The organism is Parvimonas sp. KA00067 (assembly GCF_001553085.1).
Lineage (GTDB): Bacteria > Bacillota > Clostridia > Tissierellales > Peptoniphilaceae > Parvimonas > Parvimonas parva.
This window is the reverse complement of the sequence record NZ_KQ960141.1, coordinates 178,677-192,198: the sequence shown is the minus strand read 5'-3', so window position 1 is coordinate 192,198 and position 13,522 is coordinate 178,677. Positions and strand designations below refer to the sequence as shown.

At 28.6% G+C, this 13,522-nt stretch carries 12 protein-coding genes; all 12 read right to left on the bottom strand.

The window, feature by feature from the left end; all coding sequences use genetic code 11:
- Positions 1 to 4 precede the first annotated feature (4 nt).
- A complete protein-coding gene (infB, locus tag HMPREF3181_RS01480; RefSeq protein ID WP_156435977.1) occupies positions 5 to 2,725 on the bottom strand; it encodes a translation initiation factor IF-2 in 2,721 nt (906 codons plus the stop codon).
- 15 nt (positions 2,726 to 2,740) lie between these two features.
- Positions 2,741 to 3,010: an RNase P modulator RnpM gene (rnpM, locus tag HMPREF3181_RS01475; protein WP_068472306.1), complete on the bottom strand. Its 270-nt coding sequence runs from the start codon at positions 3,008 to 3,010 to the stop codon at positions 2,741 to 2,743.
- Positions 3,011 to 3,018: 8 nt separating this feature from the next.
- On the bottom strand, positions 3,019 to 4,134 hold the full coding sequence (gene nusA / locus HMPREF3181_RS01470) for a transcription termination factor NusA (protein WP_068472304.1): 1,116 nt from the start codon (positions 4,132 to 4,134) through the stop codon (positions 3,019 to 3,021).
- A gap of 10 nt (positions 4,135 to 4,144) precedes the next feature.
- Positions 4,145 to 4,609: a ribosome maturation factor RimP gene (gene rimP, locus HMPREF3181_RS01465; protein WP_068472303.1), complete on the bottom strand. Its 465-nt coding sequence runs from the start codon at positions 4,607 to 4,609 to the stop codon at positions 4,145 to 4,147.
- A 127-nt stretch (positions 4,610 to 4,736) separates the two neighbouring features.
- Complete coding sequence (locus HMPREF3181_RS01460) at positions 4,737 to 5,081, bottom strand: DUF1667 domain-containing protein (RefSeq protein WP_068472302.1); 345 nt, start codon at positions 5,079 to 5,081, stop codon at positions 4,737 to 4,739.
- 2 nt (positions 5,082 to 5,083) lie between these two features.
- The gene (locus HMPREF3181_RS01455) at positions 5,084 to 6,361 is read right to left on the bottom strand and encodes an NAD(P)/FAD-dependent oxidoreductase (RefSeq protein ID WP_068472299.1); all 1,278 of its coding nucleotides are present in this window, start codon (positions 6,359 to 6,361) and stop codon (positions 5,084 to 5,086) included.
- The gene (locus HMPREF3181_RS01450) at positions 6,354 to 7,802 is read right to left on the bottom strand and encodes an NAD(P)/FAD-dependent oxidoreductase (RefSeq protein WP_068472297.1); all 1,449 of its coding nucleotides are present in this window, start codon (positions 7,800 to 7,802) and stop codon (positions 6,354 to 6,356) included. The genes HMPREF3181_RS01455 and HMPREF3181_RS01450 overlap by 8 nt, the downstream gene beginning before the upstream one ends.
- Before the next feature lie 11 nt (positions 7,803 to 7,813).
- Complete coding sequence (locus HMPREF3181_RS01445; protein WP_068472295.1) at positions 7,814 to 8,446, bottom strand: MBL fold metallo-hydrolase; 633 nt, start codon at positions 8,444 to 8,446, stop codon at positions 7,814 to 7,816.
- Positions 8,447 to 8,455: 9 nt separating this feature from the next.
- Positions 8,456 to 8,905 carry a D-aminoacyl-tRNA deacylase gene (gene dtd, locus HMPREF3181_RS01440; protein WP_068472293.1) on the bottom strand — a complete coding sequence of 150 codons (450 nt, stop codon included), beginning with the start codon at positions 8,903 to 8,905 and terminating at the stop codon, positions 8,456 to 8,458.
- Positions 8,905 to 11,058, bottom strand: coding sequence for a RelA/SpoT family protein (locus HMPREF3181_RS01435; RefSeq protein WP_068472291.1), 2,154 nt, complete (start codon positions 11,056 to 11,058; stop codon positions 8,905 to 8,907). Before HMPREF3181_RS01435 ends, dtd begins: the two co-directional genes overlap by 1 nt.
- Positions 11,059 to 11,070: 12 nt before the next feature.
- The gene (recJ, locus tag HMPREF3181_RS07440; RefSeq protein ID WP_082713861.1) at positions 11,071 to 12,816 is read right to left on the bottom strand and encodes a single-stranded-DNA-specific exonuclease RecJ; all 1,746 of its coding nucleotides are present in this window, start codon (positions 12,814 to 12,816) and stop codon (positions 11,071 to 11,073) included.
- 84 nt (positions 12,817 to 12,900) lie between these two features.
- Positions 12,901 to 13,227 (bottom strand): preprotein translocase subunit YajC, encoded by a 327-nt coding sequence (gene yajC, locus HMPREF3181_RS01425; RefSeq protein ID WP_068472289.1) that lies wholly within the window; start codon positions 13,225 to 13,227, stop codon positions 12,901 to 12,903.
- Positions 13,228 to 13,522: the final 295 nt, after the last annotated feature.

The following is a 13,522-nucleotide window of genomic DNA, read 5'->3' as shown; positions in this document are numbered from 1 at the left end:
ACCTCTATCTTTCAACTTCCTTATCAATGTATACTTCAATTATATCTGATTCTTTTAAATCGTTATAATTTGCGATTCCAAGTCCACCTTCATATCCAGTTAAAAGTTCTTTAGCATCATCTTTAAATCTCTTTAATGATGAAATTTCACCCTCATGTAAAATTATTCCATCTCTAAGAAGTCTTACTTTTGCATTTCTTGTTACCTTACCATTTAGTACATAAACCCCTGCAACAGTACCAATTCCAGGAACTTTAAATGTTGCTCTAACTTCAGCTCTACCGATAACTTCTTCAACAAAAGTTGGAGCCAACATTCCCTTTACAGCTAATTTAATGTCCTCAATAGCATCGTAAATTACTCTATATGTTCTTACATCAACATTTTCATGTCTTGATAAGTCAATAGCTCCTTGTGAAGGTCTTACATTAAATCCGATTATTATTGCATTACTTGCAGCTGCAAGCATTACATCTGATTCATTAATTCCACCAACTGCACCGTGAATTATATTAACTTTAACTTCTTCGTTACTTAATTTTTCAAGAGAGTTTTTAACTGCATCAACTGTTCCTCTAACATCTGTCTTAACAATAATTTTAATTTCTTTTAAGTTACCGTCTTGAATTTTATTAAATAAATCATCAAGAGAAACTTTATTTCCGGATGCAATCATATTTTCTTTTTGAACATTTATAATTCTTTGAGCATATCCTCTTGCAGTTTTTTCGTCTTTAACTGCATAAATGAAACTTCCTGCTTCCGGAACTTCTGAAAGTCCTAATATAACAGCAGGCATTGAAGGAGATGCTTTTTTAATTTTCTTTCCTTTATCATCAAACATAGCTCTGATTCTACCGGTTGACGTACCTGAAATAACCATATCTCCTGAATTAAGAGTTCCCTTTTGTACTAATATTGTAGCAACAGGACCTCTACCTTTATCAAGTTGTGCTTCAATTACAGTACCAATAGCCATTCTATTTGGATTTGCTTTTAATTCTTCAACTTCGGCAACCATAAGTACCATTTCAAGTAAATCATCAATTCCTTCACCTGTTTTAGCTGATACAGGCATTGTAATTACATCGCCACCCCAATCTTCAGGTAATAATCCATTATCAGCAAGTTCTGTTTTAACTCTTTCAGGATTTGCACCGTCTTTATCTATTTTATTTATAGCAACGATAATTGGAACTCCTGCTGCTTTTGAGTGGTTAATGGCCTCAATAGTTTGTGGCATAACTCCGTCATCGGCTGCAACAACAAGAATAGAAATATCTGTAACTTTTGCTCCTCTTGAACGCATAGCAGTAAATGCTTCGTGTCCCGGAGTATCTAAAAATACAATTTTATTACTATTAATATTTACAGTATAAGCACCAATATGTTGGGTAATACCACCAGCTTCTTGACTTGTTACTTTAGATTTTCTAATATAGTCTAGTAGAGAAGTTTTACCATGGTCAACGTGCCCCATTACAGTTACAACCGGTGGTCTAGTAACTAAGTCTTCTGCTTTATCTTCATAATCTAAAGACAAAATTTCATTTTCATCAGTAATTTCCGGTGTTTCTAAAACAACTGTCTTTCCAAATTCTTCAGCAATTAAACTTGCACAGTCAAAATCAATTTCTTGATTCAATCCTGCCATTATTCCAAGAGCAATTAATTTTGAAATAACTTGAGCACTATTTACTCCTAAGCTTTCTGAAAAGTCTTTTACAGTAATACTTTCTGGAATTTTAATTTCTCCAACATTTTCTACCTTGCTTTCAAATTCTAAATCGCTATCGCTCTTAGTTTTATGGTTAGCTTTATTTTTCTTTTTGGCCGGTTTTAAAATAAGATTTGGATTTCTATCTTCTCTCATTTTATGTTCATTTAATGATTTATTCTTTTTATTTTTTTCTTGACCTTGTAAATGAGTTTTTCTAGCATCTCTTTTTTCGATAGCTGGGTCAACTACTTCTACAACATCATCTAAAAAGTCTTTCTTTCTATCATCAAATTTTCTTCCAAAATCTTTTTTATCTTTTCCGAAATTTCTATCTTTATTAAATCCATCTTTTGAATTTCTACCGTCTTTATTAAAGTTTTTATTATCTTTATTAAATCCCGGTTTCTTATCTTTGTTAAAAGGCTTATTATCTCTATTGAAACCCTCTTTTTTATCTTTATTAAAGTTTCTATTGTCTTTATTGAATCCATCTTTTGAATCTCTATTTGAGTTTCTATTGTCTTTATTAAAACCTTCTTTTCTATCTTTATTAAAAGGTCTATTATCTCTATTAAAACCTTCTTTTTTGTCTTTATTAAAGTTTCTATTATCTTTATTGAATCCATCTTTTGAATCTCTATTTGAGTTTCTGTTGTCTTTGTTAAAACCTTCTTTTCTATCTTTATTAAAAGGCTTATTATCTCTATTAAAGCCTTCTTTTTTGTCTTTATTGAAGTTTTTGTTATCCTTAAAATTATTTTTCTTATCTTCTAATTTTTCAGATTTATCAACTTTCTTTTCTTCTTTTGAAGATTCATTTTTTATATTTTCATTCTTTTTATTTTCCATTTTTCTAAAATGTCCAATAACTGTTTCTAAATCTTTTCCCTCAAGAATAGACATATGGCTCTTAACCTCTACACCTAATCCACTAATTATATTAATCAATTCCTTGCTTTGAAGATTTAAACCTTTTGCAAGTTCATGTACTCTAACTTTACTCATACTAGCACCCCTTTGCTATTCAATAGAATCCACATATTTTTTCAATTCTTCATAAAAATCACTACTAATCTCTGATTCTAATGCTACACTTAATCTCTTATTTTTCTTAGCTTTATCGACACATTTACTAGAAATACAAATATAAGCACCTCTGCCATTTTTTTTCCCGGTTGTATCAAATAAAATTCCTTCTTCTTTATTATTTACAATTCTCAATAAATCTTTTTTTTCTCTTTGTTCTCCACAAGCAACACATTTTCTCATAGGAACCTTTTTAACTTTCATACAATCACCTATAATTCAAAACCATTATTTATAAATTCCTGCTCTCCATCAAAATTAGGTTCTATTACACCATTTTCAATATCTTCTTTGTATCTTTCCAGACCTTTAATGTCTATTCTCCAGTTTGTAAGTTTAGCTGCAAGTCTTGCGTTTTGACCTTCTTTACCGATAGCTAATGATAATTGTGAATCCGGAACGATTATTCTTGCTCTATTTTCAGTTTCATTCGTGAATACAGCAATTACATCTGATGGACTAAGAGCATTAGATAAATACTCTTTTACATTTTTACTATAAACGATAATATCTATTTTTTCTCCTTTTAGCTCTTTAATGATTGAACTAACTCTTGACCTCTTGTAACCAACACAAGCTCCAACTGGATCCACATCATCATTTTTAGAGAAAACAGAAATTTTTGTTCTACTTCCCGGTTCTCTTGCTATTGATTGAATCTCAACAGTTCCATCTAAAATTTCCGGAACTTCTAACTCAAATAGTCTTAAAACAAAGTTTGTATCGGCTCTTGAAAGTAATACTTGAGCACCTTTAGTTGTATTTTTAACTTCCTTAACGTAAAATTTTAATCTTTCTCCTACTCTATAAACTTCATTTTTTATTTGTTCAGCAGGAGTTACAATAGCCTCTAATTTCCCTAAATCTATGAACAAGTTATTTCTGTCAATTCTTTGTATTTGTCCTGAAATAAGTTCTCTTTCTTTATCTTGGAAATCATTATATATTACTTCTCTTTCAGCATCTTTAATCTTTTGAATAACGATATTTCTAGCAGTTTGTGCTGCAACTCTACCAAAATCCATAGTTTTAAGTTTTATAGAAACTTCATCACCAAGTGCATATTTTGTACTTATAGCTTTTGCATCATCTAAAGAAATCTCTGTTATATTATCCTCAACAACTTCTACAACCGTTTTAACAGCAAAAAGTTCAACTTTACCATTTGTTCTGTTAATATTAATCTTTACATTTTCATGTTCTCCGAAGTTCTTTTCATAACTTTTTAAAAGTGCTTTTTCTAAAGAATCAAATATTATTTCTTTAGAAACACCTTTTTCACGTTCAATTTCATCTAATGCCCTTAAAAAATCTGTTGTTCCTTTCATCATCTTCTCCTTAAATTTCAATTTGTGATTTTATTATTGCAATATCTTTTCTAGAAAAATTAATGCTTGATTTTCCATTTTCTAAAGTTAAACTTTCCTCATCAAAAGATTTTAAATATCCAATAAATTCTTTTTCACCATTTATTTTTTTATAACATTTAACTAGAACTTTTTTTTCAATAAAAGTTTCTAATTGCTCATCATCTTTTATTTCTCTTTCAGCTCCGGGAGATGAAACTTCTAAAAAATATGAATCATCTATCGGGTCAACCTCATCTAACCAATCACTAACTAAATTACTGGCAAATTCGCAAGAATCTAAATCAACACCTCCGTCTTTGTCAATAAAAATTCTTAGAACATTTCCTTTCGGTTCCTTTACATATTCTGCATAAACAAAATAAATCCCATTTTCTAAAAAAACATTTTTAAAAGTTTCTTCAATAGTTTTTAATAATTCATTTTCTCTTTTCAAAATTTTCTCCTTTCGACCATTAATTAAACTAAAACGAAAGAGTGGGACAACCCACTCTTCCTTTAAAAGAATATTTTTAATTATTATAACATAAATTTTTAAAATTTACAAGTAATTTAATAATAAATTACATATCTCTACTTGCAATAATATCTACACCGGTATCCAATACATTTTTCAAAACAATATCGCCTACTTTGATTGGTGAAATAACTTCAACTTTATTTAATTCATTCATAATATCGAAAATCATATTTTTAGGAATTTCTGATGAAGTTTTTACAGGCAATCTATTGTGAACTGCATTTTTTATTTTTACAGTAGAAGTTATTGTTCTAGTTGGAAATGTTAATTCCTTTTTACCATAACTTGAACCTTTAGGACATTTATTACCAATTACTTTATAATCATTTTCTTCGTCAACAGATATTCTACAACCAACCGGACAAACAATACAAATCATATCTTTCATTATTATTCATCTCCTTTTTTCATAGATATAACTATTTTATCAGTTGTAACAGATTCAATTTGTTTTTTAGTTAAAGCTATCTTTTCCATTTCAGCAGGAGCAACATGAGGCTTTTTAAAATCTTTTATAACATTTCCATTTTCATCTGTTACAGATATTACAACATTTTTTTCAACACTCTTAACTCTGAAAAATATTTCTAATCTATTTTCCATATTTTCAACTCTTATATTCTGTGGAACAGTATAGAAAATTCCTTCCCCATTTAAAATTTCAATTTTTTTAGAATCTACTTTAGAATTTTCTAAAATATATTTTGCAGCTGACCTTCCTGCTTTTTGACTTTCTCCAGTAACAAAATCTACTAAATCATGAACATGACATACATTACCACAAGCAAAAACTCCGTCCATACTTGTTTCCATATTTTCAAAAACAAAAGCACCTTTAGTTCTTGAGTCAATATTAATTCCAACTTCACGAGTAATTTCATTTTCAGGAATTAATCCGATAGATAGTAACAATGTATCACATTCTAATTCTATTTCAGTACCCTTGATAGGCATTCTATTTTCATCAACTTTACTTATAACAACTTTTTCAAGTCTTTCTTTCCCTATTATATTTGTAACTGTGTGTGAAAGTAATAAAGGAATATTATAGTCATTTAAACATTGAACGATATTTCTTGCAAGTCCATTAGAATAAGGCATAAGTTCAACACAAGCTAAAACTTCTGCACCTTCTAGTGCCATTCTTCTTGCCATAATTAAACCTATATCTCCTGAACCTAAAATAACAACTTTTTTACCACACATAAGACCTTGCATATTAACATACATTTGTGCAGAACCTGCAGTTAAAACTCCAGATGGTCTATCTCCCGGAATAGAAATAGCACCTCTTGTTCTTTCTCTACAACCCATAGCAAGTATTATACTCTTTGCTTGAATCATTTGATACCCATAGTCCTTACTTATTGCATGAACAATTTTATTTTCATCAAAGTTAAGTACCATTGAATTTAATCTTATTTCAACATTATACTCTTTAGCTAAATCAATAAATCTTTGCGCATATTCAGGGCCGGTTAATTCTTCTTTAAAGTAATGTAATCCAAATCCATTATGGATACATTGATTTAAAATACCACCAGCTTCTTTATCTCTTTCTAAAACTACAACTTTATCAATTCCATTTTTCTTGGCTTCACAAGCAGCTGCAAGTCCGGCAGGCCCTCCACCAATAACAACCAAATCATAATTTTCTATATTAGACATTTTTTCCACCTTCTTCTTTTGTTTTTCCTGTTATAATATAACTACCAAAATTAGTATTGTACACTTCTTCTGGTGGAATATTTAATTCCCTTGAAATAATATCTAATATTTTTGGTCCACAAAAACCACCTAAACAACGTCCCATACCTGCTCCGGTTCTTTTTTTAACAGCTCCAAGAGTTCTTGGTGGCAATGGCATTTTTAAAGAATCAATGATTTCACCTTCAGAAACAGTAATACATCTACAAATTATATTTCCATAAAGAGGATTTTCTTTAATTTTTTCTGCTCTTTCTTCCGGAGATAAATGTTTAATTCTAATAACTTTTCTATTGTCTATATAATTTTCTTTTTTTACAAAATTAACTCCAATATCTTTTAAGATATCTAAACACATCAATCCAATTCCTGCACAAGATGCTAAACCCGGAGATTTTATTCCTGCTAAATCAACAAAATTTTTACAACTTTTAGATTCTCTAATTATAAAGTCATTTTCTGTACTATTCGCTCTTAATCCCGAAAAATTATTTATATTTTCCCAATAAGGAACATTGGAAATAGTCTTTGCAACTTTTTCTTTTACTTCTGCTAGACCTTCAAATGTTGTAGATTTATCTGTGATTTCTGAATTACTTTCTGCATTAGGTCCAATAATAATATTATTATGTGCTGTTGGCGCAATTAAAACACCCTTACCAACCTTTGATGGACATTGAAATAATACATGCTTAACAAGATTTTTTTGACTTTTATCTAAAATGAAATATTGACCTTTTGAAGGTTTAATTTCAAATTCTTTTTCACAAACCATATTATGAACTTTATCTGAATTAACTCCAGCTGCATTTATTACATATTTAGATGTATATGTATTATCTTTAGTACTTACTATGAAATTATCATCTTCTTTAGTAATGCTTACAACTTCACTATTCAATTTTATTTCTACACCATTTGAAACAGCAACTTGTGACATAGCTATACATAATTCCCAAGGGTCAATAACTCCAGCACCTGGAGAATACAATGCTTTAGTAACTGTTTTATTTATATTCGGTTCAATTTTTTCAACTTCTTCTTTATCAATTATTTTTAAATTTTCAACTCCGCTTTTTATTCCGTTATCAAATAATTTTTCTAAAGTTTTTTCATCATCTTCATTAAAAGCCAATACCAAAGAACCACATTCATTATATTGAACATCTAATTTCTTTACTAACTCTTTAATTCTTTTTGATCCTTCAACATTTAATTTAGCCATTAATGTTCCCGGTTCAGGGTCATAACCTGAATGTAAAATTCCACTGTTGGCTTTTGTTGTTCCATCAGCTACATCTATTTCTTTCTCTAAAACTAAAACTTTTAGATTGTATTTTGATAATTCATAAGCAACATTAGAGCCTACTACTCCACAACCTACAACTATAATATCATACATTTCTATATCTCCTAGCTATTTTTTATATTTTTCATAAAAGGATTATTTTCTTTTTCAAAATCTAAATTACTCTCTGCACCATGGCCTGGCAATACTCTATAATCTTTTTTCAAAGAATATAACTTTTTCATTGAATTGTGTATTTCTTCGAAACTACCGGTTGCTAAATCACTTCTTCCTATACTCATTCTAAACAATGTATCACCGGAGAACATAACATCTCCCATAAGGATACAAATACTTCCAACGGTATGACCGGGCGTTTCAATTATCTCTAAACTTTCTCCATAAAAATCAATAATTTCTTCATCAGAAAGCCATTTATCAGCAACCAATTCAATTTGCTTAAAAGGTGGAATTGATTTTGATAAATTAACAATTGGGTCTTTTAATAAATTTTTTTCTTTTATACTAGCATAAATTGGCAAATCATATTTTTCCTTTACAAGTTTAACTGCTCCAATATGGTCCCCATGCCCATGAGTTAGCAAAATAAATTCTAAATCTATTTTTTCCTCATCAACAAATTTAAAAATATCATCACTATCTCCACCTGGGTCTATTATAAAACCCTTTTTATCATCATTATATACTATATAACAATTTACTGCATATACTCCAACAACTATTCTTTTTATATTCATAATTATCTCCTAATATGTTCTTTTTGAATCCAATTGAATTGTAACAGGGCCGTCATTTTCTAAAGAAACTTTCATATCAGCTTGAAAAACACCTGTTTTAATTGAAATATTATTTGTATAAAATAATTTTAAAAATTCCTCATATTTTTCTCTTGCATCTACACTAGACATCGATAAATCAAAACTAGGTCTATTACCTTTTCTACAATCTCCATAAAGAGTAAATTGTGATACGACTAAAATCTCATAATTTTTATCTAAAACAGATAAATTCATTTTAAAATTTTCATCTTCAAAAATTCTAAGATTTACAACTTTTTTAAAAATATATTTTAAATCTTCTTCAGTATCTTCTTTACCAAACCCAACAAAAAGGAGAAGTCCCTTATTAATTCTAGAGACTTCTTTCTTATCAACTTTTACACTTGCAAAATTAACCCTCTGTAATATAGCTCTCATTACGCTCTCACCCTATATACATCAAGTATTCCTTTCAAAGATTTTATTTTATTTATGAGTCTATCAAGTTCATCAATACTTTTTATTTCAACTATAATATTTGTAATAAAAGTTTTATCTTTTCCTGTCTTTGCTGTTATACCCACTAAATTTAATTTTGATTCAGAAATAATATGTGCAACATCAGCTAAGGCTCCAACTTGGTCTAAAGAAATAACTGCAACTTCAACCTTATAAAATAAATTCTTAGCATTTGTCCATTCTACCCCTATAAGCCTATCAGGATTAGTAACATTTTTTATATTTGCACACTCACAACTATGAACCGAAATCCCTCTACCTTTTGTAATATATCCAACAATCTCATCTCCTGGAAGAGGATTACAGCATTTTGCAAAACTAACTTCTATATTATCAATACCCTTTACAATTACACCTTTTGAATTGTTTTTATTTCCTGATTTTTCATTTTTCACTCTGTTTATTATATCATCAGCAGATTCTTGATAATAATCAGTATAAAATTCTTTTAATTTAGATATAACCTGTCTTAAATTGATACTTCCAAATCCAATACCGGCATACATTTCATCAATAGTATTAAAACTCAATCTTTTAGCAATTTGTAAAAGCCAGTCTTCCTTTAAAATTTTACTATAAGTAAAGCCCAATCGTCTAACTTCCTTTTCAAGCATATCTCTACCTTGAACAATGTTTAGTGCTTTATTTTCTTTCTTAAACCATTGCTTTATTTTAGTTCTTGCCTGAGAAGATTTTACTATTTTTAACCAATCTTTACTTGGACCGGATGAATTTGGATTTGTTAATATCTCAACAATATTTCCATTTTTTAACTTAAAACTTAAAGGAACAATTCTTCCGTCAACCTTGGCGCCTACACAATTATTTCCTACTGCAGTATGAACCTTGTAAGCAAAGTCTATTGGAGTTGCTCCTGAAACTAAATTTATAACATCTCCTTTTGGAGAAAAAACAAATACTTCATCAGAAACGAAATCTTCTTTGAAAGAAGTGATGAACTCTCTGTTGTCATTAACTTCTCTTTGCCAATCCATAAGTTGTCTAAGCCAAGTTAATTTATCATCAAAACTTGTACTCCTATCAACACCGGCTTTATATTTCCAGTGAGCTGCGATACCATATTCAGCAGTTTTATGCATCTCAAAAGTCCTTATTTGAACTTCAAAAACATCACCGGAATTACTAATAAGTGTATTGTGTAAAGATTGATATAAATTTGGTTTTGGAACTGCAATATAATCCTTAAACCTTGAAGGAATTGGTTTCCATTTAGAATGAACTATCCCTAAAACTGCATAACAATCACTAATAGTCGGAACAATAATTCTAACAGCAGTCAAATCAAAAATTTCATCAAAACTCTTATTTTGTTTATACATTTTTTTGTAAATACTGTATAAACTCTTTGGCCTACCACTAATTTCACCTTGAATATTATGTTCTTTCAAGCTTGTGCTAATTTCTTCGATTATATCATTTATAATTTTTTCTCTTTCACTTCTCTTTTTCTTAACTCTTTCAGCTAAATCATAATATATTTCAGGCTCTAAATATCTTAAAGATAAATCTTCAAGCTCCCATTTAACATTGCTCATACCTAATCTATAAGCCAAAGGAGCATAAATTTCTAGAGTTTCCTTTGCTTTTTCAAGTTGTTTAGCTTTCTTCATATATTCCAAAGTTCTGATATTATGAAGTCTATCTGCAATCTTAATTATTATAACTCTAATATCAGAGTTCATAGCTAAAAGCATTTTTCTTAAATTATCAGCTTGAGATTCCTGTTTACTTTGATATTTTATCTTTTTTAGTTTAGTGACACCATCCACAAGATTAGCAATTTCTTCATCAAACATTTCTGCCATTTCTTCAAAAGTAACTTCTGTATCTTCAAGTATATCATGCATAAGCCCCGCAATTATAGTTGCATCATCCATATATAAATCAGCTAAAATATTAGCAACAGCCACTGGATGAATAAAATAAGGTTCCCCAGAATTTCTAAATTGTCCTTCATGACACTCTTTTGTAAAATTATAAGCCTTTGTAATTTTTTCAACATCTGAATTAGGATTATAACTTCTAATTTTTGATAATAATTCATCTAACATTTATTCCACCTCCTATCTTATATCTTTTATCAATAATTGAATAGATTTATTATTCATATACTCATTTATAACTGGAGTATATAAAATATCTATAAATTTATTTTTTATATTATTTTGTTCTAAAATAATATCTTCAGTTTCAAACTTTTTATTGAAATACGAAATATACTTATCAAAATTACTAAAAATAATTCCACTAAATTCTATATCATCTTGACTTAAAACTAATTTTATAACATTTTTATTTTTACCTATAACAGATATAGATTTTATTTCCACATTTTTTGTACCAAACAAAGGTTCAGGATTTGCTTTTCCATAAGGCTCTAGTAATTTTAATTCGTCAACAATATTATAACTTATTAATTTAAAATCTAAAGAACAATCTATTTTTATTTTCTCAACAAAATTTTCGGAAGTTAAATTAGAATTTTGATTTAAAGACTTCCTTAAAATATCTAAATTTTCTTTTTTTATAGAAAACCCTGCAGCCATAGCGTGGCCACCCAATTTTTCAAAAAGATTAGAAAATTCTCTAAGTTTTGAAATAATATCATAATCTTCAATACTTCTGGCACTTCCTTTTAAAATTCCATCTTCCTTTGCGTTTGAAAAAATCAAAGTAGGTCTATAATAATAATCTTTTATTCTACCTGCAACAATTCCGGCAATTGACTCATGAAGTTCATCATCATACATAACTATAATATCATCATTAAAATGTCCTGATTCTCTAACTTTTGCATTTATTCTTGAATATGCATCATTTGTTAAAGATTTTCTTTCCTCATTTAGCTCAACTAATCTTTTAGCATAATCTGTTGCCATTGACTCATCTTCTTCTAAAAATAATTCAACACCAATACTTGCAGAATCTAATCTTCCTGCAGCATTTATACATGGTCCAAGTTTAAAACCCAAAGAAGTAGTTGTTATTTTTCCAACCTCATTTTCTCTTTGTAACTTATTTATACCAACATTATCACTTGAATTTAAAATTTCCAATCCTTTTTTCACGAAAAATCTATTTTCATCAACTAAATCCACAACGTCGCAAACAGTTCCCATAGCGACAAATTGTAATAAATCAATTAAATAGTCCTCATCTCCACCAAGTTCATCATATAATGCCTGCATTAACTTAAATGCAACTCCTGCACCACACAATTCTTTAAATGGATACTCACAATCTAATCTATGAGGATTTACAACTGCATTTGCTTTTGGTAATATTTGATTTCCCTCATCATCAATAACTACTTGATGATGGTCTGTTACGATTATTGGAATATTTAAAGAATTGCAATATTCAACAACTTCAAAAGCAGATATTCCATTATCACAAGTTATAATTAAATCTACATTATTTTTCTTTGCGCTATCTACAATTCCTTTTGAAATACCATAACCATCTTCCATTCTATGAGGAATAGCAAAACTAATATTATCAGTAAAAAAACCTATTCCTTTCATCAAAACAACTGTTGCTGAATTACCGTCTTGGTCGTAATCTCCAACAATTTGTATATGTAAATTATTGTCTATTGCATCAACAAGTATCTCTATTGCAGTATCTAAATCTTTCATCAAAAAAGGATTATGAAGGTATTTATAATCTGGATATAAAAAGTTTTTTACATTTTTATAATCAATTTTTCTATTTGCCAAAAGTTGACAAGTTATATAAGAAAATTCACTATTATTTTTAAAATTTTCTTTTGTCAATCCATTATCCGATTTAATAAACCACTTTTTCATAAATACCTCCTTATCTTATATTTTTTTATTTATCTTATTAAACATAAAGAAAAAAATAGACGAAATCCGTCTATTTAAGCAAAATTAATTTTCTTCACTATTTTCTTCTTCCATATCTTCTTCAACTTCTTCAGAAGATTCTTCAGATTTGCTAACAATAGAATGAATAGCAGATTTAACAAATTCCATTTTTGTTCTATCACTAGATGTTTCAATTACAACATCAGTATCAGTTACATTAACAACTGTACCTTTAATTCCACCAATTGTAACTACATCATCACCTTTTTTTAAACTTTCTCTCATGTCCATCATGGCTTTTTGTCTTTTCTTTTGAGGTTTAATTAAAAGAAAATAAGCAATCGCCATAAAACCACCTATCATAACCAATTGCATAGTTAATTGATCCATAATATTCCTCCTAATTATTAATATATGAGTATATTTTAACACAAAATCTCTTATAATTCAAATATTTTAAAAAATTAATAACATACTTTTTTCAATTAAAAGGGAAGTAGATTTTTATTCCATTTCCCTAATTACAATTACTAAATTATTTTAGTTTAATAAAATTAAGTTTTAAATATTTTTTCAATGAAAAACCAACTATTACAAACACTAAACCCAACATTAAAAATGAAATTATAATAGTAAATTTATCATAATTTTACAAAAAGAAAAAAACGCTAAGACTAAAAATCTC

Coding starts and splice junctions, on each gene's coding strand:
- infB (WP_156435977.1), bottom strand. CDS start 2,725: ATGAGTAAAGTTAGAGTACATGAACTTGCAAAAGGTTTAAATCTTCAA.
- rnpM (WP_068472306.1), bottom strand. CDS start 3,010: ATGAAAGTTAAAAAGGTTCCTATGAGAAAATGTGTTGCTTGTGGAGAA.
- nusA (WP_068472304.1), bottom strand. CDS start 4,134: ATGAAAGGAACAACAGATTTTTTAAGGGCATTAGATGAAATTGAACGT.
- HMPREF3181_RS01460 (WP_068472302.1), bottom strand. CDS start 5,081: ATGAAAGATATGATTTGTATTGTTTGTCCGGTTGGTTGTAGAATATCT.
- HMPREF3181_RS01455 (WP_068472299.1), bottom strand. CDS start 6,361: ATGTCTAATATAGAAAATTATGATTTGGTTGTTATTGGTGGAGGGCCT.
- HMPREF3181_RS01450 (WP_068472297.1), bottom strand. CDS start 7,802: ATGTATGATATTATAGTTGTAGGTTGTGGAGTAGTAGGCTCTAATGTT.
- HMPREF3181_RS01445 (WP_068472295.1), bottom strand. CDS start 8,446: ATGAATATAAAAAGAATAGTTGTTGGAGTATATGCAGTAAATTGTTAT.
- dtd (WP_068472293.1), bottom strand. CDS start 8,905: ATGAGAGCTATATTACAGAGGGTTAATTTTGCAAGTGTAAAAGTTGAT.
- HMPREF3181_RS01435 (WP_068472291.1), bottom strand. CDS start 11,058: ATGTTAGATGAATTATTATCAAAAATTAGAAGTTATAATCCTAATTCA.
- recJ (WP_082713861.1), bottom strand. CDS start 12,816: ATGAAAAAGTGGTTTATTAAATCGGATAATGGATTGACAAAAGAAAAT.
- yajC (WP_068472289.1), bottom strand. CDS start 13,227: ATGGATCAATTAACTATGCAATTGGTTATGATAGGTGGTTTTATGGCG.